Origin of the sequence: Xanthomonas sp. XNM01 (genome assembly GCF_014851915.1) — a bacterium.
GTDB lineage: Bacteria > Pseudomonadota > Gammaproteobacteria > Xanthomonadales > Xanthomonadaceae > Pseudoxanthomonas.
Map to the genome: position 1 here is coordinate 958,909 of NZ_JACVAP010000001.1, position 25,703 is coordinate 984,611.

General features: G+C 69.1%; 26 protein-coding genes. 11 read left to right on the forward strand and 15 right to left on the reverse strand.

Features of this window, described 5'->3' with window-relative positions:
* Genes IB242_RS04290 through IB242_RS04335 form a run of 10 tightly spaced genes read right to left on the reverse strand, consistent with a single transcriptional unit; the run spans position 1 to position 7,867 of the window.
* Positions 1–411: an FdtA/QdtA family cupin domain-containing protein gene (locus IB242_RS04290; RefSeq protein WP_192276174.1), complete on the reverse strand. Its 411-nt coding sequence runs from the start codon at positions 409–411 to the stop codon at positions 1–3.
* Between the two features lie 19 nt (positions 412–430).
* Positions 431–1,531: a DegT/DnrJ/EryC1/StrS family aminotransferase gene (locus IB242_RS04295; RefSeq protein WP_192276176.1), complete on the reverse strand. Its 1,101-nt coding sequence runs from the start codon at positions 1,529–1,531 to the stop codon at positions 431–433.
* The gene (locus IB242_RS20730; protein ID WP_343237084.1) at positions 1,528–2,016 is read right to left on the reverse strand and encodes an acyltransferase; all 489 of its coding nucleotides are present in this window, start codon (positions 2,014–2,016) and stop codon (positions 1,528–1,530) included. Before IB242_RS20730 ends, IB242_RS04295 begins: the two co-directional genes overlap by 4 nt.
* A 7-nt stretch (positions 2,017–2,023) precedes the next feature.
* Positions 2,024–3,205 carry a CDP-glycerol glycerophosphotransferase family protein gene (locus IB242_RS04305; RefSeq protein WP_192276181.1) on the reverse strand — a complete coding sequence of 394 codons (1,182 nt, stop codon included), beginning with the start codon at positions 3,203–3,205 and terminating at the stop codon, positions 2,024–2,026.
* Entirely contained in the window at positions 3,202–3,984 is a 783-nt protein-coding gene (locus IB242_RS04310) for an aspartate/glutamate racemase family protein (protein WP_192276182.1), read from the reverse strand. Before IB242_RS04310 ends, IB242_RS04305 begins: the two co-directional genes overlap by 4 nt.
* Positions 3,984–4,685, reverse strand: a complete 702-nt coding sequence (locus tag IB242_RS04315) for a class I SAM-dependent methyltransferase (protein ID WP_192276183.1) — start codon at positions 4,683–4,685, stop codon at positions 3,984–3,986. The genes IB242_RS04310 and IB242_RS04315 overlap by 1 nt, the downstream gene beginning before the upstream one ends.
* Positions 4,682–5,941, reverse strand: coding sequence for a DUF711 family protein (locus IB242_RS04320; RefSeq protein ID WP_192276184.1), 1,260 nt, complete (start codon positions 5,939–5,941; stop codon positions 4,682–4,684). The genes IB242_RS04315 and IB242_RS04320 overlap by 4 nt, the downstream gene beginning before the upstream one ends.
* The gene (locus tag IB242_RS04325) at positions 5,938–6,609 is read right to left on the reverse strand and encodes an NTP transferase domain-containing protein (protein WP_192276185.1); all 672 of its coding nucleotides are present in this window, start codon (positions 6,607–6,609) and stop codon (positions 5,938–5,940) included. The genes IB242_RS04320 and IB242_RS04325 overlap by 4 nt, the downstream gene beginning before the upstream one ends.
* Positions 6,606–7,007, reverse strand: a complete 402-nt coding sequence (locus tag IB242_RS04330) for a hypothetical protein (protein WP_192276186.1) — start codon at positions 7,005–7,007, stop codon at positions 6,606–6,608. Before IB242_RS04330 ends, IB242_RS04325 begins: the two co-directional genes overlap by 4 nt.
* 8 nt (positions 7,008–7,015) lie before the next feature.
* On the reverse strand, positions 7,016–7,867 hold the full coding sequence (locus IB242_RS04335) for an NTP transferase domain-containing protein (RefSeq protein ID WP_192276187.1): 852 nt from the start codon (positions 7,865–7,867) through the stop codon (positions 7,016–7,018).
* Positions 7,868–8,115: 248 nt separating this feature from the next.
* On the opposite strand from IB242_RS04335, the gene tgt reads away from it, so the two are divergent.
* From tgt to secF, 4 genes are all read left to right on the forward strand, one after another.
* The gene (gene tgt / locus IB242_RS04340; protein ID WP_192276189.1) at positions 8,116–9,246 is read left to right on the forward strand and encodes a tRNA guanosine(34) transglycosylase Tgt; all 1,131 of its coding nucleotides are present in this window, start codon (positions 8,116–8,118) and stop codon (positions 9,244–9,246) included.
* Positions 9,247–9,487: 241 nt separating this feature from the next.
* Positions 9,488–9,823 carry a preprotein translocase subunit YajC gene (gene yajC / locus IB242_RS04345; RefSeq protein WP_192276190.1) on the forward strand — a complete coding sequence of 112 codons (336 nt, stop codon included), beginning with the start codon at positions 9,488–9,490 and terminating at the stop codon, positions 9,821–9,823.
* Between the two features lie 58 nt (positions 9,824–9,881).
* Positions 9,882–11,726 carry a protein translocase subunit SecD gene (secD, locus tag IB242_RS04350; RefSeq protein WP_192276191.1) on the forward strand — a complete coding sequence of 615 codons (1,845 nt, stop codon included), beginning with the start codon at positions 9,882–9,884 and terminating at the stop codon, positions 11,724–11,726.
* 15 nt (positions 11,727–11,741) lie between these two features.
* Positions 11,742–12,725, forward strand: coding sequence for a protein translocase subunit SecF (gene secF / locus IB242_RS04355; RefSeq protein ID WP_192276192.1), 984 nt, complete (start codon positions 11,742–11,744; stop codon positions 12,723–12,725).
* A 727-nt stretch (positions 12,726–13,452) separates the two neighbouring features.
* Here the strand turns inward: secF and IB242_RS04360 are convergent.
* Positions 13,453–14,277 carry an inositol monophosphatase family protein gene (locus IB242_RS04360; protein ID WP_192276193.1) on the reverse strand — a complete coding sequence of 275 codons (825 nt, stop codon included), beginning with the start codon at positions 14,275–14,277 and terminating at the stop codon, positions 13,453–13,455.
* A 90-nt stretch (positions 14,278–14,367) separates the two neighbouring features.
* Here IB242_RS04360 and IB242_RS04365 point away from each other — a divergent pair, with 90 nt between their 5' ends.
* From IB242_RS04365 to IB242_RS04375, 3 genes are all read left to right on the forward strand, one after another.
* Entirely contained in the window at positions 14,368–15,174 is an 807-nt protein-coding gene (locus IB242_RS04365; RefSeq protein WP_192276194.1) for an RNA methyltransferase, read from the forward strand.
* A gap of 94 nt (positions 15,175–15,268) precedes the next feature.
* On the forward strand, positions 15,269–16,144 hold the full coding sequence (locus tag IB242_RS04370; protein WP_192276195.1) for a phosphate/phosphite/phosphonate ABC transporter substrate-binding protein: 876 nt from the start codon (positions 15,269–15,271) through the stop codon (positions 16,142–16,144).
* On the forward strand, positions 16,141–18,273 hold the full coding sequence (locus IB242_RS04375) for a GGDEF domain-containing phosphodiesterase (RefSeq protein WP_192276197.1): 2,133 nt from the start codon (positions 16,141–16,143) through the stop codon (positions 18,271–18,273). Before IB242_RS04370 ends, IB242_RS04375 begins: the two co-directional genes overlap by 4 nt.
* A 263-nt stretch (positions 18,274–18,536) precedes the next feature.
* On the opposite strand, the gene IB242_RS04380 is transcribed toward IB242_RS04375, so the two are convergent.
* Positions 18,537–19,187: an exopolysaccharide biosynthesis protein gene (locus IB242_RS04380; protein WP_192276199.1), complete on the reverse strand. Its 651-nt coding sequence runs from the start codon at positions 19,185–19,187 to the stop codon at positions 18,537–18,539.
* Positions 19,171–20,487 carry a hemolysin family protein gene (locus IB242_RS04385; protein WP_192276201.1) on the reverse strand — a complete coding sequence of 439 codons (1,317 nt, stop codon included), beginning with the start codon at positions 20,485–20,487 and terminating at the stop codon, positions 19,171–19,173. The genes IB242_RS04380 and IB242_RS04385 overlap by 17 nt, the downstream gene beginning before the upstream one ends.
* Positions 20,488–20,806: 319 nt before the next feature.
* On the opposite strand from IB242_RS04385, the gene IB242_RS04390 reads away from it, so the two are divergent.
* Together IB242_RS04390 and IB242_RS04395 are read left to right on the forward strand one after the other, a co-directional pair.
* Positions 20,807–21,433: a DUF47 family protein gene (locus IB242_RS04390; RefSeq protein WP_192276203.1), complete on the forward strand. Its 627-nt coding sequence runs from the start codon at positions 20,807–20,809 to the stop codon at positions 21,431–21,433.
* Positions 21,434–21,445: 12 nt separating this feature from the next.
* Complete coding sequence (locus tag IB242_RS04395) at positions 21,446–22,567, forward strand: inorganic phosphate transporter (protein ID WP_192276205.1); 1,122 nt, start codon at positions 21,446–21,448, stop codon at positions 22,565–22,567.
* Between the two features lie 338 nt (positions 22,568–22,905).
* On the opposite strand, the gene IB242_RS04400 is transcribed toward IB242_RS04395, so the two are convergent.
* Positions 22,906–23,316, reverse strand: a complete 411-nt coding sequence (locus IB242_RS04400) for a hypothetical protein (RefSeq protein ID WP_192276207.1) — start codon at positions 23,314–23,316, stop codon at positions 22,906–22,908.
* Positions 23,317–23,407: 91 nt separating this feature from the next.
* Between IB242_RS04400 and IB242_RS04405 the strand changes: the two genes are divergently transcribed.
* Both IB242_RS04405 and IB242_RS04410 read left to right on the forward strand, forming a co-directional pair.
* Positions 23,408–23,752, forward strand: coding sequence for an MGMT family protein (locus IB242_RS04405; protein WP_225540018.1), 345 nt, complete (start codon positions 23,408–23,410; stop codon positions 23,750–23,752).
* 235 nt (positions 23,753–23,987) lie between these two features.
* Complete coding sequence (locus IB242_RS04410) at positions 23,988–24,692, forward strand: rhomboid family intramembrane serine protease (protein WP_192276211.1); 705 nt, start codon at positions 23,988–23,990, stop codon at positions 24,690–24,692.
* Between the two features lie 176 nt (positions 24,693–24,868).
* Here IB242_RS04410 and eda read toward each other — a convergent pair whose 3' ends face one another.
* Positions 24,869–25,528 carry a bifunctional 4-hydroxy-2-oxoglutarate aldolase/2-dehydro-3-deoxy-phosphogluconate aldolase gene (gene eda / locus IB242_RS04415; RefSeq protein WP_192276213.1) on the reverse strand — a complete coding sequence of 220 codons (660 nt, stop codon included), beginning with the start codon at positions 25,526–25,528 and terminating at the stop codon, positions 24,869–24,871.
* Between the last annotated feature and the right edge of the window lie 175 nt (positions 25,529–25,703).

A 25,703-nucleotide genomic window follows, 5' to 3' on the forward strand; every position in this document is an offset into this window, starting at 1 on the left:
TCACTTTCCAGTCACGACGGTGCGGAACTCGTTGTAGTCGCGGTAGTAGTCACTCTCCAGGTAGTGCTCCGATGCCAGCACCATGCACACCGAGCCACTGGAGAAGTTGTCGATCTCGCGCCAGATCATCGGCGGGATGTAGAGCCCGTAGTACGAGCGGTTCATGTGGTACTTGAACTTGGTGCGGCCGTCATCGAGGGTGATGTCGAAGCTGCCGGACATCGCGATCAGCAGCTGGTGCAGATCCTTGTGCGCGTGGCCGCCGCGGTGCGAGCCGCCGGGGACGTCGTACAGGTAGTAGACGCGCCGGATGTCGAACGGGATGTGCCGGTCCGCCTCGATGAAGGTGAGGTTGCCGCGCGGATCTTCCACCTTGGGAAGGTCGATGATCTTGCAGTGTTGCAATGACATGGTGGCTTCCTCGCGCGGTTCAGGGGTGGAAGGCGTTGCAGGCGTCGATGACCCGCTGCTGGTCGGACAGTCCGGGGTGAAGCGGCAGGCTCAGCGCCGTGCCCGCCATCGATTCGGCGAGCGGCAGTGGCGGCCAGTGCCCGGCGGCGTAGGCCGGTTGCCGGTGGATCGGCACCGGGTAATGGATCAGGGTCTCGACGCCGGCCGCACGCAGGTGCGCCTGCAGGGCGTCGCGCGCGCTGCAATGGACGACATACAGGTGCCAGGCGTGGCGCTCGTCCGCAGCAGGGATCTGTGGCAGCGACAGGCAGGGATTGTCGATGCCGGCGTCGTAGCGTCGCGCGAGCGCGTCGCGCTCGGCGACGTCCGCGGCCAGGTGGTGCAGCTTGATGCGCAGGAAGGCCGCCTGCAGTTCGTCCAGCCGCGAGTTCACGCCCTGCCGGTCGTGGTGGTACTTGCGGCTGGAGCCATAGTTGCGGAGCGAGGCCACGCAGGCCGCGATCCCGGGATCGGTCGTCACCACGGCACCGGCATCGCCGAGCGCGCCGAGGTTCTTGCCCGGGAAGAAGCTGAAGCCTGCGGCATCGCCGAAGCTGCCCGCGCTGCGACCGGCGCGCATCGCGCCATGGGCCTGCGCCGCATCCTCGATCAGGAAGAGTCCGTGCGCATCGGCGAGCGTGCGCAGTGCCGCCATGTCGGCCAGCCGCCCGTACAGATGGACCGGCATCAGGGCTCGGGTGCGGGAGGTCATCGCGGCTGCGGCGGCGGCCGGCGACAGGTTGCCGCTGGCGTCGGGCTCCGCGAGCACCGGCACCAGGCCGGCCTGGGACACCGCCAGCGCCGTGGCGATGAAGGTGTTGGCAGGCAGGATCACCTCGTCGCCGGAGCTCAGCCGTCCCAGCTCGATGCCTGCGCGCAGGACGAGGGTGAGCGCGTCCAGACCGTTGCCCACGCCGACGCAGTGGGGCACGCCGCAGAACGCGGCGAACTCGGCCTCGAACGCGGCCAGTTCCTGGCCCTGGACGTACCAGCCGCTGGCCATCACGCGGCGCAGTGCGTCGACGAACTCGCGCTCGAAGCGCAGGTTCAGGGATTTCAGGTCGAGGAAAGGCACATTCACGGCTGCGACTCCGTGTCCAGCCAGCGGACGAAACGGGCGGGGTTGCCGACGACCAGGGCGCGCGGGGCCACGTCGCGGGTGACAACGGCGCCCGCACCGACCATCGCCCCTGCACCGATGCGCAGGCCGGGCAGGATCACCGCGCCGCCGCCGATCGACGCACCGGCCTCCACGATGGTCTGCGGAAACGCGGCAGGGTGCTGGCGCGAGCGCGGGTAGCGATCGTTGGTGAAGGTGACATTCGGGCCGATGAAGACGTCGTCGGCGATGCGCAGGCCGTCCCATAGCTGCACGCCGTTCTTGACCGTCACCCGGTCGCCGACGACGACATCGTTCTCGATGAAGCACTGCGCGCAGATGTTGCAGTCCGCGCCGACGCGTGCCCCGGCCAGGACCACGACGTACTGCCAGATGCGGGTACGCTCGCCGATCGAGAGCGACTGCACGTCCGCGGCGGGGTGGATGGCGGGCTGGGAACTGCTCATGGCGGCCTCAGGCTCCGAGCGCGTACTTGATGTGGTCGACGACGCGCTGGCCCGCATTGCCGTCGAAGTCGGCGAAGAACATCGGGATCGCGGCCATGCGCTGTGCCTTTTCCGTCTCCGGGCGATGGCCCAGGCTGTCCAGGAACCGGGCGATGTCCGTGTCGCTGGTGGCGGTGTCGTAGTAGCGGGCCACCGCCGCGCCTTCGTCGTTCAGTCCCAGCCCATGCGGGTTGCGCAGGTAGAGGACCGGCTTGCCGGTCACGAAGTACTCCATCAGGAAGGAGCCTGCGTCGGTCAGCATGGCCGAACTGGCGGCGAACGCGTGGCGGTGGTCCGGGCGTTCGTCGATGACCACGCCCATGCGCAGCAGTTCCTCACGAAAGGCGGCGACGCCGGCCTCGTCGAAGATCGACAGGTTGAGCAGCTTCTTCCACAGCAGCGGATGCGGCCGGAACAGCAGGACCAGTTCCGGACGCCGTGCGAACGCGCGGAAGATCGGCATGGCGAGCTGGTCGAAACTGGACCACAGGTCCCCATCGAACGAGAAGTGCGCGTTCCAGAGCACGGCGCGACGGTCACCGATCTGCGCGCGCAGTTCGGGATCGACCGGGAACCGGTCCAGGTCGACCAGACCGTCCATGCGCGGATGCCCGGACACGACCACATGACGATCGCCGGTCGGGCAATGCCGGCTGTACATGCCGCGCGCGCTCTGCGAGCGGACGAACACGGCCGAGCCGTGCATCGCGACGGGCTGGCCGTACTGGTGGGTCAGATTGATGTCGCCGCCACCGACCTCCAGGCCGTAGGGGACATAGCCGGTGAACGGCACGTGCCTGCGAAGCTCCGGGAATCGCCAGGCGGGCGGCCGGGTCTCGTCGTAGGGCGAGGTGAACAGGGCCGCGTCCAGTCCCGCGGTGCGCAGGTCGATCTCGTCCCAGGCGCGCCACGGCAGGCCGAGTTCGTCGAGGTGCCGTGCCGCATCCTCACGGTTCCAGCGGTAGTCCGGGTGCAGGAAGGGCACCATGATCACGCTGGGCTCGATGCCGTCATCGCGCTGCATCGCGTCCCAGACGCTGCGCACGTTGCCCCAGGATTCGGGCAGCTGGTAGAGAATGGCGACGCGTCGCCTGCGGCCGCCCGGGCTGCTGTCGACGTGTGTACTGGTATCCGGCGTTGCTGCGGTCATGCCTGCGACGTTCCTTGATTGGCGTCGGCATTGCCGACGCGCGCCCGTACGCCGATCGCGTGCAGCGCGGCTGTTGCCAGGGACGTGTTGGAGTCGGCCACTGCCGGCAGGTGGTGCAGGGCAGGCGTTTCAAGTGTCGCCAGTTCCGTGCAGCCGAGGATCACGCCATCGGCCCCCGTCGCGGCCAGACGCGAGAAAAGCCGCTCGACGCGATCGAGCAGGAGGGCATCGATCCGGCCCCGCACCTTGACCGATTCGATCGCGGCTGCGACCAGATCGACCTCGTCGTCCAGCAGCGGTAGTGGTTCGATGTCCGCGGCGGCAAGGGCATCCTGGTACAGGCCGTGCCGATAGAGAGAGACCGACGCCAGAACCGCGGCCCGGCGTGCACCGCGGGCTCCGAGTGCGGACACGGTGGCGGCGACGATGCTGGGGACGGCGACCGGTGCGCTCTCCGCCCAGCGCTGGTAAAGGATATGAGCGGTGTTGCACGGCACGACCACGGCGGTCGCGCCCTGGGCGGCCAGTTCGGCGATCGTGGCGGCGATGAACGGCGACGGATCGCGCTCGCCCAGTTCCAGGTGCCGGCCGCGGCTCGGAAGCTTGGTGTTGATGTCGCACAGCACGCGCGGGTAGTGCCAGTCCTTGCCCGCCTCGACCTGGGCGTACAACGCCTTGAGGAAGTCGAGCGTCGCCCACGGCGCAACGCCGACCACGCCGAGGCTTCCCTCGTGCGATGGCCAGGTCACCTCTGGATCGACCGGCTGGATACTGGGCATCAGCCGCGCTTCCGGAACAGATACAGGCGCAGCCGCGTCTCGGGATACTTGTTGAGCGCATGTCCCTCCGGAAACATGTTCTCGTCACGTAACAGATCGAAGCCACTGCCGGCGATGGCGTCCACGTACGCGTCGCGTGTGCGGTACGTCGCCGAGTAGCGCTCGCCGAGATGTTCGGAAAAGCGGTCGTCGATCTCATGACGACCCGCAACGCCGGTACCGTCGCGCACCATCAGCAATCCCCCGTCGCGGACGAATCGGTGCAGCCGCGACAGGAGCCTCTCCGCCTGCGCGTCGTTGAGATAGACGAACAGGCCCGAAATGTAGACCAAGTCGAACTGCTCGTGCGTATCGAAGTCCTCGGCCGAAGCGACCTGGAAAGCGACCTGATGCATGCCACGCCGGGTTGCTTCCGCCTGGCCGATGTCGGCCAGTCCCTGTGCGTACTCGACCGCCAGGACGCGGCCGGCGCCGCGCTCGCCGAAACGGAACGACCACTGTCCGACCCCTGCACCCAGGTCGAGGATGGACAGACCATGCAGGTCCGGCAGCCAGTCGAAGACCTTGGCGGTCTCGTCGTCGATCTTCAGCTTGAGGTTGTCGCTGTCCTGCTCGAGGTTGGCGACCGATTCGAATGCCACCTTGTGCAGCATGGTGGCGCGGCCGTCCCAGAAGCGCTTGACCTTGTCCTGGTCGATCATGTGGTTCCACTCTCCGCTTCGCGCGCGGCGCGGTAGCGCCACAGGGTGTCGTTGAGGATCGGCCTCGACGCGCTGATGCCCGGATCCATGACCCGGCTGTCGCAGAGGAAGTCCAGATTGAGCTGCGTGTACTCGTTGACTGCCCGGTTCGGAATCGGCAGCAGCCGCACGCCCAGCGGCTTGCGCAGGCGCACCGCCAGGGCGGCGATGTCCAGGACCAGCCCGGTCATGTCCTCGGTGAACATCGTGGCGGGCACCGGCACCATGTCGATGCCGCAGCCGCACACGGTGGACAGCAGGGCCAGCTTCTCCAGGCTCAGTGCGCGCAGGTTGTTGGCGTCGGTCAGCCCGTTGTCTTCCAGCACCGAGTACATCACGCCGTTGAAGCCCACGGTGCGCACGTCGGCGCGCAGCGCAGCCTGCTTGAGCGCGTCCGTCAGCACGCTGGTGACGAAGACGCTGCCATGGGCGCCGACGGGCGAGGGCCCCAGCAGTTCGACCAGCTTGGCGACCGAGGTCTCGCCATCGGGGAACGGCGCGAACGAACCGTCCAGCCCGCGGTAGGCGATGCCGCTGTCGGCCGCGATCGCACGGCCCAGCGCATCGACGCGGCCCATGTCGGCGGCCAGCGCTTCGACCAGCGCATCCTGGAACACGCTCATCGGCCAGTGGTGCTGCCTGGCCTCGCGGGCCAGCGCCAGCGCGGTCGCCGTGGTCTCCATCGCGATGCTGAAGGCCAGGTCCTGGCCCTCATGCCGCGAGAACGGGAAGAACGGGGTGCCGGGCGGGCAGGCGGCGGAGATGCCGACGCGGAAGTTGTCGATGCCGTTGTTGCTGCGACGTGACAGCCTGAGCACGAAGCGGCTGGCTTCTTCGGCCGCCTGCATCGCGATGGTGTCCGCATCGGCCACGATCAGGTTCAGGAACAGTCGGGCGTCGCGCAGGATCAGCGCCTGCGCTTCTTCCAGCAGCGCGCCGCGGCCACGCTCGGCGAACAGGTCCAGCGGCAGGCAGTACCAGCGCGCGCCGGCGGCATCGGCGAGCCCGCGCACGCTGTCGATCATCGAGCGCAGCGCGCCCGGCGCGGCCTCGGCATCGAATGCCGGCGGCGGCAGGGTCAGGCGCCGGGTCCGCGGGGTCAGTCCGGCCTCGCTGCAGCGCGTATCGGAGATTTCGCGGAACCGTTCCAGCGCGGCGGACAGTTCGCTGGTGGCGCGGCTGTAGACCGGAACACCGATGGTGAACGAGCGGATCATGGCGCGCGGCTGGCCTGCAGCAGTTCCAGGTAGTCGACCGGGGTATTGATCTCGAAGAAGAGCTCGCCGCCCAGCATCTCGACCGCCACCGGCGCCTGGTCGCACGGCAGCAACTGGCCGGCGAACAGGTTCGAATGTTCGATGCAGCGTCGCTGCCATGTGCGCAGCAGCCCGGCATCGCTGACCTTGAAGATCCCGACCGATTCGGGGTGGGACATGCTGCGCACCGGGCCCTGGTAGGTCTCGACCACCTGCCGGCGCTCGTCCACCACGCAGTGGATGGCCGACAGCGCGCGCTTCTCCCGGTCCGAGACCAGCACCAGGTCCGGTGCGGCGTGATCCAGGCGCTGGACCAGCTCGGGACCGATGAAGATGTCGCCGGACACCACGTAGGCCGGGCGGCTGTCCAGCGCCAGGCCCAGGCTCATCGCGTTGTTGGTCAGGGCCCAGTCCGGGTTGTGCACGTAGTCCAGCTGCGGGTAGGCCTGCATGATCTGGATCGCCCGGAAGCCCACGACCACGGTGATGTGCTTGCGGGCGAAGGCCTCGATCGCATGCTCGAGGATCGTCCGGCCGGTTCGCGGGTGGCGGATCATCGCCTTGCTGATGCCGTCAAGCTGCAGGCTGCGTCCGGCCGCCAGGATGATGACGTGGTCGACAGCGCTCATCGCAGCGACTCCAGCGCGATCGCGCAGGCGGGCAGGCCGCCGTCGGGGAAGGCGTGCTTGACCGTCTTGTACGGATACGGCTGCCCGGCCAGTGCGCGTTCGGTGACCTGCTGCCAGTCGAAGGCATGGTTCGGGCGCAGGCTCCATACCTCCACATCCGAGTACGCATAGCGCACCGCCGGGATCCGGCGCAGCCCGAGCGTACGGGCGGCCTCCATCCGGTGCTGGCCGTCGAGGACCAGGTCGTGGTCGGCATCCAGCGCCACCGGCTTGGTCCACAGGCCCTCGTCCACGATCTTGCGGGTCAGCCACTCCACCCGTCGTTTGCTGAAGCCTTCGATGTGGCGCAGCCGTTCGACCGGCACGAACTCGATGACGAGGGACGAGGTTGCGGACATGGCGTGGCTCAGGCGTGCACGGAGGAGGGGCGGTGGCCGGCCAGGGCGGTGTACTGCCTGGCGATCCGCTCGTAGTCGGCGACGGTGTTGAACGAATGGGCGAAACAGTCGTCGATCTGCAGGACGCGGCAAGGCAGTTGCGGCAGATGGTCGCGCCACGGCACGAGGTAGTACTGGGCGATGCTGACCGCCATTGCCTGCCGCCTGGTTTCGCGGTCGGCGGCGACCTGGCCGGGACCGACGCCCAGGATGCCGACCATCTTCGGCCAGCCGGCGTAGGCGGCGTCGTACGCCGGACGGTACTCGACCGCATCGATCCAGCCATCGGTGCCGGCATGGACGATTCCGCCGGTCAGGTTCTCGGCGTAACGGCCCCTGCAGAGCCAGAACGCGTCCGGCCCTGCCGCCTGCGCGAAGACCCGGTCCCAGGCGGACGCATCCAGGAGCAGGTCGGTCTCGACGACGATGTAGCCGCGCTCCGGGTGGCGCAAGGCAGCGACGCCGGTCTCGACCGACAGAATGTTGACGTCCTCTTCGTAGCGCAGGTTGTGGGCGGTGCCGACCCGGTCGCCGTATCGCGAGGCCAGGTGGTCGCGGACCGCGTCGGCGCCGAACCCGGTGACCGCCACGATCTCGCCGTCGCTGCGCGCGAGGATGGCGTCCAGCAGATGATCGATCACCTTGCGGTCGCCGACCTCGAGCATGCATTTCGGGGCATCGAGGGTCAGCGGATGCATCCGGGTGCCGCGTCCCGCACACAACAGCACGACCGCCCGCGGCCTGTCCGCGGCCACCGTGCCACGCGCGTCCGCCGCCTGGCCGGAGGGCGCCGGGATGTCGGCCGGAATCGCTGTGGTCATGCGGTAAGTCCTTGGCGGTCCTGGGGTACGGGACGGTCGGGAAGGGCGGGGCCGCCTTATTGTTGGCGAACCTGCTCCGTCCGGGTGGGTTTCTGAATGCTTTCTCTTCGATGGCATCCACCGGTTCCCCGTCGCGATGCAGGAATCATGCCGTGGCGATGGCGGATTGTTGACGGGCGCGCCGCCGCGCTGGGCACGACCGGGGTGGATCCGGGACAATGGCGGTCATCCATCCGTTTCCGCTCCCCATGTCCAGGCTGTCCTTCGCTCTCCAGACCACCGACGGCCGCGCCCGCCGCGGCCGGCTCACCTTTCCCCGTGGCACGGTGGAGACCCCGGCGTTCATGCCGGTCGGCACCTATGGCTCGGTCAAGGGCGTGCTGCCCGAGCAGATCCGCGAGCTGGGCGCCGAGATCATTCTCGGCAACACCTTCCATCTGTATCTGCGGCCCGGCCTGGACGTGATCGGCGACCACGGCGGCCTGCACGGCTTCTGCAAGTGGAACGGGCCGATCCTGACCGACTCCGGCGGCTTCCAGGTGTTCTCGCTGGCGCACCGGCGCAAGATCACCGAGCAGGGCGTGACCTTCGCCGCGCCGACCGACGGCTCCAAGGTGTTCCTCGGCCCGGAGGAGAGCATGAACATCCAGCGCGTGCTCGATTCGGACATCGTGATGATCTTCGACGAGTGCACCCCGTACCCCGCCACGGAGGACGTGGCCCGGCGCTCGATGGAGCTGAGCCTGCGCTGGGCCCAGCGCTCGCGCAACGCGCATGACGCGCTGGGCAACGACGCGGCGCTGTTCGGCATCGTCCAGGGCGGCGTCCACCACGACCTGCGCACCCGCTCGGCCGAGGGCCTGCAGGGCATCGGTTTCGATGGCTACGCGATCGGCGGCCTGGCGGTGGGCGAGCCCGAGCACGAGCGCAACGCGATGCTCGAGCACCTGCACCCGCTGCTGCCGGCCGACCGGCCGCGCTACCTGATGGGCGTCGGCCGCCCGGAAGACTTGGTCGAGGGCGTGGCCCGCGGCGTGGACATGTTCGACTGCGTGATGCCGACCCGCAACGCGCGCAACGGCCATTACTTCACCTCGACCGGCACGATCCGCATCCGCAACGCGAAGTACGAGCGCGACATGGACCCGATCGAGCCGGGCTGCGGCTGCTACAGCTGCCGGACCGGCTACAGCCGGTCCTACCTGCGCCACCTGGACCGCTGCAACGAGATGCTGGCGCCGATGCTCGGCACCCTGCACAACCTCTGGTACTACCAGAAGCTGATGGCCGACATGCGCGCGGCCATCGCCGAGGGCCGGTTCCAGGCCTTCCGGCGCGACTTCTACGCCGCCCGCGGCGCTCCCGTTCCGGCGCAGTGACCTGCGCCGGCCGCTCTGGCGGAAGGTGCCGGAGCGGTCGGATTCCACCCGATCCGGGCAGGCCGGCGCATGGCGCGACCACCGTTCCGGAACCGGCCGTGGTCCCTGCGGTCCAAGCACGGGCAGGGGAGGCGGGCGATGCCGGCCACAGCCGCCGGCGCAGGGGCCAGACCCTTGTGCCCGGGGGGCTCAGCCCCTATGGCATAATCCCCGGCTATTTTCCGCAGACTTGGACGACCCGATGAGCTTCCTCGCCTTCCTGACCCCGACCGCCGTTGTCGCCGCCGCCCCGGCGCCGCAGGGCGGCTTCGGCATGCTGCTGTTCCCGATCATCCTGATCGCGGTCATGTATTTCCTGATGATCCGCCCGCAGATGAAGCGCCAGAAGGAGCACAAGTCGATGCTGGACAAGCTGTCCCGCGGCGACGAAGTGCTGACCTCCGGCGGCGTGGCCGGCGTGGTCACCGACATCGGCGACAACTTCGTGACCATCGAAGTGGCCGACAACGTGCGCATCCGCGTGCAGAAGGGCGCCGTCGGCAACGTGCTGCCCAAGGGCTCGCTGAAGTCTTCCTGATCCTTCCGTTCCACTGCTGAGCGTGGTCCCGCGCGGCGGGGCCGCGCGGGGTTCCGCAATGCTTGAATTTCCCCGCTGGAAATACCTCGTCATCCTGCTCGTGCTGGCGGTCAGCGTGCTGTACGCGCTGCCCAACATCTACCAGAACGACTACGCGGTGCAGATCACCGCCAACCGTGGTGGCACGCTGGATGAGGCATTGCGCAGCCGCGTCGACGCCGACCTGCGTGCGGCCGGCGTGACGCCGAAGTCGGTCGCCATCGAGGGCGACAGCCTGATGGTGCGCCTGTCCGATCCGGATGCGCAGACCCGCGCCTCGGACGAGCTGCGCAACGACATCGGTGAGGACTACACGGTCGCGCTGAACCTGGCCTCCAACGTCCCCGACTGGCTCGAGAAGCTCGGCGGCAGCCCGATGGTGCTGGGCCTGGACCTGCAGGGCGGCGTGCACTTCGTGCTCCAGGTCGACCAGCAGGCCGCGCTTGAGAAGCGCGTGGACGCCTACGTCGAGGACGTGCGCGTGACCCTGCGCGACAACCGCATCCGCTACGTGTCGGTGGACCGCCGTCCCGACCACAGCGTCGCGGTGACCCTGGCCTCCGATGCCGATCCGGCGCGTGCGCGCCAGCTGCTGGCGACCGCGATGCCGACCCTGACCATCGACGGGCAGGGCAACCGCCTGAGCGTGCGGATCCCGGACACCGAGCTGACCCAGATCGCCGGTTCGGCGATCGAGCAGAACATCACCACGCTGCGCAACCGCGTCAACGAACTCGGCGTGGCCGAGCCGATCATCCAGCGCCAGGGCAGCGACCGCATCGTGGTCCAGCTGCCGGGCGTGCAGGACACCGCCGCCGCCAAGCGCATGATCGGCGCCACCGCCACGCTGGAGTACCGCGCGGTCGTGGACGGCAACGCGCGCGACGCCGTGGCGTCCGGCCGCGTGCCGCCCGAGGCCAAGGTCTATTACCGCCGCGACTCGAACGAGCCGGTGCTGCTGAACAAGCGGGTGATCGTCACCGGCGACCAGATGGTCGCGGCGACCACCAGCATCGACCAGAACGGCCAGCCGGCGGTCAGCGTGACGCTGAACAACGTCGGCGGCGACCGCATGTTCGAGTTCACCAGCATGAACGTGAACAAGCCGATGGCCGTGGTCTACACCGAGCGCATCCCGCAGGTGACCGAGGTCAACGGCGAGGAAGTGCGCAGCTTCCGGGTCAAGGAAGAGGTGATCTCGGTCGCCAACATCAATGGCGTGTTCGGCAAGCAGTTCCAGACCACCGGCCTGGAAAAGGGAGAGGCCGACAGCCTGGCCCGCCTGCTGCGCGCCGGCTCGCTGGCCGCACCGATGGACTTCGTCGAAGAGCGCATCGTCGGCCCCAGCCTTGGCGCCGAGAACGTCGAGCGCGGCGTCACCGCGGTGCTGTACGCGTTCCTGTTCACCCTGCTGTTCTTCGGCGTCTACTACCGCATGTTCGGCGTGATCACCGGCCTGGCGCTGCTGTTCAACCTGCTGATCGTGGTGGCCGTGATGTCGCTGTTCGGCGCGACGATGACCCTGCCGGGCTTCGCCGGCCTGGCGCTGTCGATCGGCCTGTCGGTCGACGCCAACGTGCTGATCAACGAGCGCATCCGCGAGGAGCTGCGCCTGGGCGTGCCACCCAAGGCGGCCATCGCCGGCGGTTACGAGAAAGCATCGGGCACCATCCTGGACGCCAACCTGACCGGCATCCTGGCCGGCCTGGCGCTGTATGCGTTCGGTACCGGTCCGCTGAAGGGCTTCGCGATGACGATGATCATCGGCATCGTGGCCTCGATGTTCACCGCGATCACCGTGTCGCGCGCGCTGGCGGTGCTGCTGTACGCGCGCCGCAAGAAGCTCAAGTCCCTGGCCATCTGACGGGAGAACCTGCACATGAAGATTTTCCCGTTGACCCTGATCCCCAACGACACCCGCATCGACTTCATGCGGATCCGCTGGCCGGCCATCATTGTTGCAGCGTTGCTGTTTCTCGCCTCGATCGGCGGCATGGTCTTCAACTCCATGACCAAGGGCAGTGCGTTCAACTACGCGCTGGACTTCACCGGCGGCACCGTGGTCGAGGTGCGTTTCGACCGCAATGTCGATGTCGAGCGGGTCCGTGAGCAGCTCGGCCAGGCCGGCTACGACGGCGCCCAGGTGCAGAGCTTCGGCAGCGGCAGCGACGTGCTGGTGCGCCTGCAGCCGCGCGACGGCCAGACCAGCACCGACGCCAACAACCGCACCGCCCAGGACGTGCTGGCGGCGGTGAGCTCGCCGGACAACAGGGCCACGCTGATGCGGACCGAGTTCGTCGGTCCGCAGGTCGGCAAGGAGCTGGCGATGAACGGCCTGTACGCGGCGATCTTCGTCCTGGTCGGCTTCCTGATCTACATCGGCTTCCGCTTCGAGCTGAAGTTCGCGATCGTGGCCAGCATCACGACCCTGTTCGACGTGCTGGTCGTGGCCGGCTACTTCGCCTGGAGCGGCCGCGAGTTCGATCTGACCGTGCTGGCCGGCCTGCTGGCGGTGATGGGCTTCTCGATCAACGACACCATCGTGGTGTTCGACCGCGTCCGCGAGAACTTCCGCAGCCTGCGGGTGGAGCCGAACGAGGTGTTCAACCGCTCGATCAACCAGACCCTGTCGCGCACGATCATCACTTCGGTCGTGTTCTTCCTGTCGGTGCTCGCCCTGTACCTGTACGGCGGCGGCTCGCTGGAAGGCCTGGCCCTGAGCCAGATGATCGGTGCGGTGATCGGTACGCTGTCCTCGATCTTCATCGCGTGCCCGCTGTTGACCATCGGCTTCCTGAAGGTCACCAAGCAGGACCTGCTGCCGAAGGCCAAGGACGAGGCGGAGCTGGCGCGTCGCCCCTGATCGGCAACGCGTTCACCCCGTCATGGACGGCCGCCTTCGGGCGGCCGTTCTGTTTTCCGGCGTCGTTGATGCCAGGCAGATGCCTATCGGTCCGCGATCGCTGCGCTGCCAGGCATGCCAAGGTAAAGAGCGGAGACACTGCGGCGCTCCCGGCTGGCGCTGCCGGATCTGCTCGGCTGTCGTGCCGAGCGGCATTGGGTGTGCCTCCGTTGCGCGCCAACAGGCGATACCTGCCGTCCTCGCAGGGCCGTGCGTAACGATTCGGGCCTGCGAAAAGAGCGCGGGCGAGGCGGATCGGCGGCGCACTTCGCCGTGATCGCGATGGCGGGGCTGATCGACGGCGCAGCTCAAACCCCGGAAGAGGTGTCGCGCCTGGTGCGGCAACACGGACATTTGTCGTCGCTCGCCCGGCCTGCGTCGCGCGCGAACAATGCGCATCCGGCATGTGGCACGCGCCCTGGTCGAACCACGCGCCACTGTCTGGCACATCCGGCCGGCAGTGCGGGTGAGAGTGGCGCGTTGCCGGTTGGTCGCTACGCCCACCGCGGGAGTGCCCGGCGGCGGCGCGTTGCCGATGCGAAGGCGTCATGCTGGAAGCGGCCGCGTCGCGCGGTCGACATCGCTGGCCAGCGTCGGCACCGGCAATGCGCTGCACGCTCCGCAAGGCGCCTGGCCTGCCGGCTCGGCGCGCTGCGACGTGGCGGCCGGGCAGAGGCCCGGCGGGAACTCAGGCGAACGCGGCGGCGTAGCCGGTATTGACGATCAACTGCTGCAGCTCGCCGGCGACCTTGATGTTGCCGGCGATCATCTGCAGGGTCTCCGGGCCGCGCTCGTCCATGCGCGGCGGGGTGGCGCCGCGGAAATCGCAGACGCGGCCACCGGCCTCGCGCACCAGCAGTACACCGGCCGCCACGTCCCAGGCCTTCACGCCGGCCTCGAAGTAGGCATCCAGACGGCCGCAGGCCACGTAGGCCAGGTCCAGCGCGGCCGAGCCGGTACGACGCACGTCTTCGGCATGGGCGAGCAGGGCGTCGACGGTCTTGAGCTGGGCACTGGCGCGGGCGCGCTCGCGCGGGGGGAAGCCGGTGCCGATCACCGTGCCACCCAGGTCCTTGCGGTCGGCCACGCGGATCTTCTTGTCGTTGAGCACGGCGCCCGAGCCGCGGCTGGCGGTGAACAGCTCGTTGCGCAGCGGGTCGAAGATCACCGCGTCGGTCGGCTCGCCGTTCTCGACCAGGGCGATCGACACGCAGTAGTGCGGAAAGCCGCGCAGGTAGTTGCTGGTGCCGTCGAGCGGGTCGATCACCCACTGGAAGCGGCTCTGCCTGCCCGGCAGGTGGCCGCTTTCCTCGCCGAGCACGCCGTAGTCGGGATAGGCCCGGCGCAGCTCCTTGACGATCACCTTCTCGGCGTCCGCGTCCACCTCGCTGGCATAGTCCATGCGCTGTTTCTGGACGACGTTCAGCGCATCCAGGCGGTTGATGTTGCGCAACAGGACGTTGCCGCCGAGACGGGCGGCCTTGACCATGACGGTGACGGCGGGTTTCTGCATGGCGAAGGCTCCCGGAAGGGCGAGGGTGGGTGGGCGAAGGAAAAGAGCGGTCCGGCGCATTGGCCGGTCGGGCAGTTTACCATCTGCGCCATGTCCGAATCCGCATCTTCCGTCATCCCCGTCCTGTCCGATCGCATCCGCATCGTCCTGGTCGGGACCCAGCACCCCGGCAACATCGGCGCCGCCGCGCGTGCGATGAAGACCATGGGCCTGTCGCGCCTGGTCCTGGTCGCCCCCGAAACGCCGCTCAACGACGAGGCCTATCGTCGCGCCGCCGGGGCCGAAGACCTGCTCGAGGCCGCCCCGGTCCATCCCACCCTGGCCGAGGCCGTGGCCGACTGCAGGATGGTGCTGGGCTGCACCGCCCGCAGCCGCCGGGTCCAGCTCGAGCAGCTCGATCCCGATGCCGGCGCGGCCCGGCTGCTGCAGTTCGCGCCGGGTGGTCCGGTGGCGCTGGTCTTCGGCCGCGAGCGGACCGGGCTGACCAACGACGAGCTGCAGTTGTGCCACGCGTCCGTGCACATCCCGTCCGACCCGGCATTCAGTTCGTTGAACCTGGCGGCCGCGGTGCAGGTGCTGGCCTATGAGGTCCGCTGCGCCTTGCTGGAGGCCGAGCCGGCACCGGCCGCGACACCGGCGCGCGACGACGAGGCGCCGGCCACGCACGACCAGGTGGAGGGGTTTTTCGCCCAGCTTGGCGACACCCTCGATGCGATCGACTTCCATAAGGGCCGCACCCCGGATTCGGCGATGCGCAAGCTGCGCCGGCTGTTCCTGCGCTGCGACCTGAGCGTCCACGAGGTCCGTCTGCTCCGCGGCGTGCTGGCCGATGCGCAGCGCATGGCGCGCATCGCGGGTGGGGCGTCCGGAAAAGATGAACCCCCGCTGTCGCAGTGACCTGAACTCGGCTAGGCTTGCCTCAGTCGCGAGGGGGGCTGTCGTGGTATCCAGTATCCGGGGATGGATCCAGGCCTGCACCTGGCTTCTGCTGATGGCCTTGGCACCCGCCCTGCGTGCGGCGGAAGACGGGCATGTCCTCGTGCTCGGACGCATCAGCGACGACCCGCGCGGGCATTACGACCAGCTCAAGGCGATGCTGGACTACGTGGTCCCGCGGATGGCCGATGTGGGCATCACCGAGGGACGGGTGCTGATGGCGCCCGATCCCCAGCAGATGGCCAACTACCTGCGCCGCGGCAAGGTCGACTGGGTCACCGAGACCGCCAGTACCGCGGTGCAGCTGCAGCAGCGCGCCGACGCGCACGTGCTGCTGCTGACCGAGCGGGGCGGAGTCAGCTGGTACCACACGGTGTTCTTCGTCCGCAGCGACAGCGGCATCACGTCGCTGGACGGACTGCGCGGGCATTCGCTGGCGCTGCAGCGGATCCTGTCCACCAGTGCCTACATGGTGCCGATGACCACCCTGCTGGACGCCGGGATCATGCCGGAGATGCTGCCACGGCCCGGCGACGCGCCGGCTCCCGATGGCGTCGGCTACCTGTTCGCCCGCTCCGAATCCAACGTGGCCTCGTGGGTGCACAAGCGGGTCGTCGATGCCGGCGCGCTCAGCAGCCTGGACTGGGCCGATCCGCGCCGCGTGCCGGCTGCGTTCCTTCCCGACCTGCGCATCATCCACGAGACCGAGCCGTTCCCGCGGGCGCTGGAGCTGGTGCGTTCGGACATGGATCCGAAGGTGCGCGAGCGGCTGCGCCAGATCCTGCTGCAGGCCGCGGACGATCCCCAGGCCGCACCGGCCCTGAAGAATTTCTTCAGCAGCTCGCGTTTCCTGCCGGTCGACGCGCGGGTCGAGCGCTCGCTCGAGCGGCTCCGGCGCGGTGCGCAGCGCGTGCGCGCGGAGGTTGAATGAAGCTGCATTTCGGCCTGCAGGCGCGCGTGCTCGCCGCGATCGCGTTGATGCTGGCGGTGGTGCTGGCCCTGCTGCTGATCCTGCTGCAGCGCCAGCGCTCCCTGCAGGACGAGTCGCAGGCGCTCAGCCGCGACGCGATCCATGGCATGGTCGAGAGCTATCTGCGCGGACATGGCGAGTCGATGGCGCGGCATCTGGCCGAGTCGCTGGCCAACCCGTTGTACTACTCGGATCTGGACGCGATCGGCCAGATCGTACGCGATGCCGCACGCGACGACCTGGTCGGCTACGTGCTCGTGTACGGGCTGGACGGGCGCATCGTCCATGACGGCAGTGCCGAGATCGCGCGTTACGGGCAGGAGATGGGCGATCCGCTCGCCGCACGCGTGGTCGCCTCCACCGGCAGCCTCACCCAGTGGACCGAGCGGACCCTGGACGTGTCCGCCCCGATCACGGTGGGCAGCGAACGCATCGGCGGCGTGCGGGTCGGGCTGTCGCTGGAGGTGGCGGCGCGCTACGAAGAGCACAACCTGGCGCAGCTGCGCGCGCGGATGGACGAGGTGGCGCAGCGGCACTTCGGCTGGCTGCTGGCGTTGCTGGCGTTGCTGGCGCTGGCTGCGGTGCTGGCCGCCTGGTACGTGCAGCGCACCCTGGTGCGGCCGATCCGCGGACTGGCCGCCGCCGCCGGCCGGATCGAGGCGGGCGACTATGCGCACGAGCGGCTGGACAGCCGGCGCGGCGACGAACTCGGCGAGCTGGAGCGCACGTTCGACCGCATGCGCGAGAGCGTGGCCCGGCACGACCGCGAGGTCCGGCGCATGGCCTACACCGACGCGCTGACCGGCCTCACCAACCGGCTGGCATTCCGCGAGAGCCTGGACCAGCGGCTGATGCAGGTGCGCGGCGAGGGCGGGCAGCTCGCCCTGCTGTTCGCGGACATCGACGACTTCAAGCGGGTCAACGACACCCTGGGCCACGAGGCCGGTGACGAGGCGCTGCTGCAGTTCGCCAACCGGATCGATGCGGCCGTGCAGAAGTACGGCGGCCACGACGCGCTGCTGTCGCGCTTCGGCGGCGACGAGTTCGTGATCCTGATCCAGATGGAGGACGCGCGCGCCGCCGCGACCCGGCTGGCCGAGGTGCTGGTGTCCGAGCTGCGCCGGCCGATCGACATCGAGGGGCGTCAGGTGTTCCTGGGGACCTCGATCGGCATCACCCTGTTCCCCGAGGACGCCTCCAGCGCCAGCGCGCTGATGAAGAACGGCGACATCGCGATGTACCAGGCCAAGGTCGCCGGCAAGAACGGCTTCCGCTTCTACAGCCGCGCGATGGACCATGCGGTCGAGCGCCGCGTGCACATGGAACAGGAGCTGCGCGGTGCCTGGGAGCGCGGTGAGCTGAGCGTGGTCTACCAGCCGGTCTGCCGCACCAGCGACGGGCGCGTGGTCGGCGCCGAGGCGCTGCTGCGCTGGCAGCATCCGATGCTGGGAATGATCGCGCCGTCGGTGTTCATCGACGTGGCCGAGCAGAGCGGGCTGATCGAGGAGATCGGCCCGCGCGTGCTGCAGGCCGCCTGCGCCGAGGCGGTGCGCTGGACCCGGATGAGCAACGGCGAGCGCGTGTTCGTCTCGGTCAACGTCTCGCCGCGCCAGCTCAAGAGCAGCAGCTTCCCCGAACTGGTCGCCGAGTGCCTGTACGACACCGGACTGCCGGCGTCGTCGCTGCACCTGGAGCTGACCGAGACCGCGGTGATCAGCGATGAACTCCAGGCCTCGGCGCTGCTCGCGCGCCTGCACAGCACGGGGGTCAAGGTCTGGCTGGACGACTTCGGCACCGGTTTCTCCGGCCTGAGCCATCTGCGCCGGGTGCCGGTGGACGGGGTCAAGATCGACCGCAGCTTCATCGCCGACCTGCAGCGCGACCCGGACGATCTCGCCCTGACCACCGCCATCATCGCGATGGCCCATTCGCTGGGCATCACGGTGGTGGCCGAGGGCGTGGAGAAGGAGGCCCAGTACAACCTGCTGGCCGCCCGCGGTTGCGACCTGGTGCAGGGGTACTGGCTCAGCCATCCGATCAGCGCGGCCGAGTTCGCCCACCTGCTGGCCCGGCGCAGCGCGCCGCACTGATCCGGCGGCGCGCTGCCGGCCGCACCTGTCGTTGGGCATCATGGTGCCGGCCTCGGGAATGGAAACCGGGTCGCGGGCCTGCCACGGTCGTGGATCGGCAGGTCGACAGTGCCGGTGTTGCGGCGCATGCGTCGGCCGTGAGGGAATGACCGGGACGTCCGGCCATAGCCGGTAGCGCCCGGGGCGTGACGCCGGAGTGCCGGCACTCCGCGTGCCGGACGATGGCCGATCCGTCGCCGCGTGGCCGGTGTGTCAGCGCGGACTCACGCCTGGCGCAGCCGCTGCAGCCACTCGGCGACCAGGTCGGCCAGCTGCTCGGACAGCAGTCCCATGCCGATGATGGTCGCGGCCGACACCAGCCACAGCACCAGCAGCAGTGCGCCGTCGCGTTCCAGCAGCGCCAGCGCGAACAGCAGCAGCAGGCCGGCGAACAGGTAGTTGGTGAAGGGAATCGGCAGCGCCAACAGCACGCCGAGCAGCACCAGCAGCAGACCGGTGAACATGCTGGCCAGGCGGTGCCCGGTCAGCTCCTGCAGGCGCGGGCGCACGATGTGCTCGAGCCGGGACAGCCAGGGCGTGATCCGGTCGCAGAAGCGGATCATCGTCGCCCGGCGCGGGCCGCGCCGTCCGATGAAACGCGGCAGCCACGGCTGGGCCAGGCCGACCAGCAGCTGCAGGCCGATCAGGATCACCAGCGGGCCGGACACCGCGCCGCCGAAGCCGGGAATCGGGATGAAGCCGGGCAGGATGGACACGAACAGGAACATGCCGAAGGCGCTGCGGCCGAGGCCGGCCAGCAGCCCGTCCAGGGTCAGGACCTGGTCCGGGTCGCCATGGGCGAAGGCGCGCAGCAGCCGGGCGATGCCATTGCCGGCGGCGCCGTTCCCGTCCGGCGCGTCAGACGGCGAGTGCATCGTCTCCGCCGATCGGCAGCCGGCTCATCAGCAGCTTGTCGATGCGCGCACCGTCCAGGTCGACCACCTCGATCCGCCAGCCCGCCCAGTCGAAATGCTCGCCCACGTGCGGGATGCGGCCGAAGTGCGCGATGCACATGCCGGCCAGCGTGTGGTAGTCGCCGTCCTCGGCGTCGGGCAGGGTGGCGCCGTCCATCAGTTCGCGCAGGTCCTCGGTGGGCAGGGTGCCGTTGACCAGCAGCGAGCCATCGTCGCGGGTGACCACCAGCGCATCCTCGTCGGTGTTCTCCACCGCCTGCAGACGGCCGACGATGGCGCCCATCAGGTCGCTGATCGTGACCAGGCCCTGGATGTCGCCGTACTCGTCCACCACCAGCGCCAGCGACTGCTGCTCTTCGCGGAAGATCTCCAGCAGCTTCATCGCATGGGTCGATTCGGACACGAACAGGGTGTCGCGCAGCTCGCGGAACAGGGTGCCGTCCGAGGCGCGGCCCAGGTCGCGCAGCAGCGACTTGACCTCGAGCACGCCGACGATGTCCTGGTCGCTGCCGCGGTAGACCGGGTAGCGCGAGAACTGCCACTCGCGCATGGTGTCCAGGTTCTCGTCCTGCGGCGCGGCCGCATCCAGCCAGGCGATCCGGTTGCGCGGCGTCATCAGGCTGGCCGCGGTACGGTCGCCCAGGCGCATGACCCGGTTCATCATGTCGCGCTCGTGGCTGTCGATCAGGCCCTGCTCGTGGCTTTCGGCCACCAGCATGCGGATCTCCTCCTCGGTGATCGAACTGGCTTCGTCCTTGCCCAGTCCCAGCAGGCGCAGCACCAGCCGGGTGCTGTGCGAGAGCAGCCAGACGAACGGGAAGGCGATCCGCGCCAGCCAGCCCATCGGCAGCGCCACGATGCCGGCGATACGCTCCGGCGCGGTGATCGCGACGCGCTTGGGCACCAGTTCGCCGAAGATCAGCGTCAGGAAGGTGATCAGGCCGACCGCCAGGAACTTGCCGATCGTCTCGGCATACGGATCCAGGGTCGGAATCGCCTGCTGGATCCAGGCGCCGATCGCCAGGCCGATGGCCTCGCCGCCGAACAGGCCGGTCAGGATGCCGATCAGGGTGATGCCGATCTGCACCGTGGACAGGAAGCTCTCCGGCTTCTCCGACAGCGCCAGCGCCTTGGCGGCGCGTTTGCTCGCCTGGGCCAGCTGCTTGAGCCGGCTCTTGCGCGAGGTCATGACCGACATCTCCGACATGGCGAAGAAGCCGTTCAACAGGATCAGGGCGAGCACGATCAGCAGTTCGGCCACGGCGGGCACCTCCGCGGCGGAAAGCGGTTATCGGGAAGGCCGGCGCAGGCGTGCGGGCGGCAGGGGAGAGGCGCGGGGTCGTCGTCCATAGGGTGCGCCGGCTGAGGGCGCGGCGGCATCTTAGCAAAGCCCCGCGTGAGGGCGGAGCCACGAAGGCCGGCCCGATCGGCAGGAACACCGGGGGGGCGCAACGGCCGGGCCGGATGGCGGGCTGGCCGCCTGCAGCGGCCCGGACAACCCGGCAGTACCCGGCCGGGTCATCGAACTGTCATAATCCGCGCCGCGACTGCCCATCCCGCGGCGGCGGACACACGCTTACATGTTCTCATTGCAGACGATTTTCGGTTCCGGCAAGCAGTTCTTCGTCCTCCTGGACGAGGCCGCCGAGGCCGCCCACGACAGTACCCGGGCCCTGTACGAGATGATGAAGGCCTCCGACCGCCAACCGGCGCTGGACGGCTTCAAGCTGGCCCGCCAACGCGAGCGCACCGCCTCGGAGAAGATCGGCCAGGCGCTGATCGACAGCTTCATCACCCCGCTGGAGCGCGAGGACATCGAGTCGCTGGGTTCGGCGCTGTACAAGATTCCCAAGCAGGTCGAGAAGTTCGCCGACCGCTACTCGCTGGCGACCCAGCACCTGGCCCACATCGATTTCGCGCCGCGCGCGGCGATGCTGGAGCAGGCCGCCTCGGTGGTCGTGGAGATGGTGCGCGAGCTGCGCCACATGAACCTGGACCGGATGACCGCGCTCAACGAGAAGCTGCGGGCGCTGGAGAACGAGGCCGACCGGCTGATGCTGGAGCTGTACCGCGACATCTATTCCGGCCGTCTGGACCACCTGCAGATGTTCCTGCTCAAGGAGTTCTTCGAGATCCTGGAAAAGGCGATCGACCGTTGCCGCGAGGCCGGCGTGGTCGCGTACCAGATCGTGCTGAAGAATTCCTGACGGGCCCGACCGATGCTGACGCTCGTCCTGGTCGTGATCCTGACCGCACTCGTCTTCGAGTTCATCAACGGATTCCACGACACCGCCAACTCGATCGCCACCGTGGTCGCGACCAAGGTGCTGTCGCCCGGTGCGGCGGTCTCGCTGGCTGCGGTGATGAACCTGATCGGCGCGCTCACCGGCACCGCCGTGGCCGCGACCATCGCCACCGGCATCGTCAACACCGACGTGGTCGAGGCGTCGTCGCAGGTGATCCTGTGCGCGCTGCTCGGCGGTATCGTGTGGAACCTGATCACCTGGTGGTTCGGCCTGCCGTCCTCGTCCTCGCATGCCTTGATCGGCGGCCTGTGCGGCGCGGCGCTGGCGGCGGCCAGCAACGACTGGAACGCGCTGGTGTGGTCCGAGTCGGTCGGCAACTGGGCCCAGAACAAGGGCCTGCTGTGGAAGGTGTTCCTGCCGATGATCACCTCGCCACTGGCCGGCTTCCTGCTCGGCGTGGTGATGATGCTGCTGCTGTGGGCGCTGATCGCCGGCATGGTCCGCGTCGGCGGCGTGCTGGGGCGGCTGGCGCGCCCGCGCTGGGTCAACGCGTTCTTCGGCAAGGCCCAGATCCTGTCGGCCGCGTACATGGGCTTCGCCCACGGCCACAACGACGCGCAGAAGACCATGGGCATCATCGCGCTGACCCTGATCGGCGCCGAGGCGGCGGGCACGCTGGACAATCTGCCGAACTGGCTGGCCTTCCTGCATCCGGACGGCGCCGGCGCCAGTGGGATCGCGACCTGGATCGTCATCACCTGTGCCCTGGTGATGGCCGCCGGCACCGCTTCCGGTGGCTGGCGCATCATCAAGACGCTGGGCCACAAGATGGTCAAGCTGCACCCGATCCACGGCTTTGCCGCCGAGACCAGCTCGGCCACCGTGCTGACCCTGGCCGCGCACTTCGGCATGCCGGTGTCGACCACGCACAGCATCTCGACCGCGATCATGGGCGTGGGTTTTGCCAAGAACCCGCGCGCGCTGAAGATCGGCGTGATCGAGCGGATCATCTGGGCCTGGATCCTGACCATTCCGGCGGCAGGTGGCCTGGCCTACCTGATCCTGCGCGGCATGCGGGCGGTGGGCTGGGCCTGACCACCCGCCACTGTCCACCTTGCCATCGCGAAGGCCGCCTCCGGGCGGCCTTCCGCGTTTTGCGCTGTGTCGCCCCGAGGGCTGCGTCGCATGCCGCATCGGGCATGGATGCGTTGCGACCGATGCATGGAAAACACGACAGCGTCTGTGCGCACGATTGGTGACGGATCACGGATCACGGTCCGACTGCTGATGAGGGGACGCCACCGAACCGCGCCGCGTGTGGTCGCGGTACGGGGGCGGGTCGTGTGAGGGAATGCGAGCGCGTGGGTGGGGCACCCCGCGGCGTCACGCACCTTCCATCGCATTCAGGCACCCGAAGGGCCGGATGCGGGCCGCTAGAGCAGGTCGCCCTCGGCCGACAGCGCGCGTTCCATGCTGTCGCCGACGCCGCCGATCTCCAGCACCAGCCGCTCGACCTCGGCCTCGTCCAGGCCCGCGTACGGCCGGTTTTCGCACAGCTGCAGGTAGGGCACGCCGTCCAGCTCGCCGATCGCGAGGTAGCCGACGCTGCTGTGCCAGTTGAACGCGAGCGCGCGGCGCGCATCGACGCCGGTGATCGGTGCGATCACGGTGCTGACCCGCAGCAGCCGGCGGCCATCGTCGGCATCCAGTTCGGACAGGAAGATCGACTGGTGGCGGTTGCCGCCATCCAGCGACAGCTCCACGCAGGCGACATACGGATCCTGCGTGGTCAGCCGGAAGCCGGCGTTGAGCAGGTGTCCGCGGATCTGTTCGAAGTTGCGCATTGCATCGGTCCATGGCGCTGTCCGGGTTCCAGCCTACCCGATGCCGGCCGGCGTGACCCGCGCGAGGGCGGCGATCCGGTACGCTGCGCACATGTCCACGTCCGCCAGCCAAGACGCCGCCACCCGGATCCTCGCGGCGGTACGGGCGATTCCGGCCGGGCAGGTGGCCGGTTATGGCGAGGTCGCGCGTCGTGCGGGCCTGCCTGGACGTGCACGGCTGGCTGCCCGCGTGCTGGGCCAGAACGAGGATCCGGCCTTGCCCTGGCATCGTGTGCTGCGTTCCGACGGACGCATCGCCTTCCCCGAAGGCTCGCAGGCCTGGCGCGAGCAGGCCAGGCGCCTGCGCGCCGAGGGCGTGCGCGTGGAGAAGGGGAAGGTGGTGGGGGTGAAGCCCGCGCGCGATCTGGACAGCCTGCTGTGGGGTCCGGACGCCTGAGGCATCCGGATGTCGACGGCGCGCCCCGGAGCGCGGTCATCCCGGTATCGAGGTGTGGTCCACCGATCTTGCGGCGGTACCGCGTCGCGGGTTCCGCGCGGTGCCGGGACGCGTCTTCGACGGGCTGTCTGCCGCTGGGGAGCGCTGCGGCGCCGTGGCCGGGATCCACGCGGCGTCGACCGTGCACGCGACGGGCAGCGGCTATTATGGGCGCCCCACATCCATGGACCACCGGATGCTTTCCCGACTGCCTCCCGTCACCCAGGCGCTGCTGATCGCCAACGTCGCGCTGTTCCTGCTGCAGCTGATGCTGGGCGACGCGACCTTCGCGCCCTTCATGCTGTGGCCACCCAGCGCGCTGGGCTTCGACCCGTTCTCGCCCGGGCAGAACTTCCAGGTCTGGCAGCTGCTGACCTACGGCTTCCTGCACGGCGGGTTTGCCCACCTGTTGTTCAACATGCTGGCGCTGTACATGTTCGGCGCTCCGCTGGAGCTGACCTGGGGGCCGCGGCGTTTCCTCGCCTTCTACCTGATCAGCGTGGCAGGCGCCGGCCTGTGCCAGCTGCTGGTCGGCTGGTGGACGGTGTCCTCGGGCGGCATCGCCTATCCGACGGTGGGTGCGTCCGGTGGCGTGTTCGGCCTGCTGATGGCCTTCGGCCTGCTGTTCCCGAACCAGCGGGTGATGCTGCTGTTTCCGCCGATCCCGATGAAGGCGCGCACCTTCGTCATCGTGATCGGCGCGATCTCGCTGCTGATGGGACTTACGGGTGGCTGGGGTCTGCGCCCCGGCGAGCCGGGCATCGCGCATTTCGCCCATCTGGGCGGCATGCTGTTCGGCTGGCTGGTGATCCGCTACTGGCGCGGGCAGCCGCCGTTCGGGGGCGGTGGCCGGCGTCCGCCGCCACGTGGCGGTGGTTCGCACCTGCGGCGGGTGAAGTAAACCGTCGACGACCGGCGGCACGTGCACGTGCCGCCGGTTGCCGGGTCACGTCCGCGTCGACGCGTGTCGCGCGCAATCGCCAGCCACGCGGCGGGCGACGCAGAGACCGCTGCTGATGGCCGGGGGCGCGTCGTGCGTCCACGCACGCCTGGCGCGCGTGGACGTCGGCGCCCGCATTACTTCGCGCGCGCTGCCGCGACGATCGCCGCCGCGCCGGTGGCGCTGGCCTCGACCTTGTCCCACTCGCCATTGGCCAGCCACTGCTGCGGGACCATCCAGGAACCGCCGACGCACAGCACGTTCGGCTGGGCCAGGAACTCCGGCGCGCTGGCCTCGGTGATGCCGCCGGTCGGACAGATCTTCAGCTCGGCCATCGGACCGGCCAGACCCTTGAGCATCGTCAGCCCGCCGACCGCAGTGGCCGGGAACAGCTTGCAGACGCGGAAGCCGCGCGCCATCAGCGACAGGAACTCGGTCGGCGTGGCGCCGCCCGGCACCACCGGGATCGGCGCCTGCGCCAGCGCATCGGCCAGCTCCGGCGGGGTGCCCGGGGTGACCAGGAAATCGGCGCCCAGTTCGATGCAGCGCTGCATCTGCTCGACGGTCAGCACCGTGCCCATGCCGACGGCGATGTCGGGCAGTTCCTTCTTCAGTGCGACCAGCGCGTCGAGCGCGGCCGGCGTACGCAGGGTCAGCTCGATCGCGGTCAGGCCGCCCTTGAGCAGCGCGGCCGACAGCCTGCGTGCCTCGTCGACGCTGTTGGCGGTGACGACCGGCAGGATGCCGGCGGCGCGGAGCAGGGTTTCGGCCTTGGCCTGGTGGACGGCGATGCTCATGGATCTGCGACTCCTCGGGTGGAACCGGCCGCGTCGGGCCGGTGAAGCGGTGTCAATGCGGCCGTGCGGCATGGCCGCGAACGCTCCGGTGGGCCGGCCATTCTATCGGCGACGGCACCGCCGGGAGCGGTCGATGCTGGCTGTGGCAGTTGTCCCGATGGACAGGCACGGACGC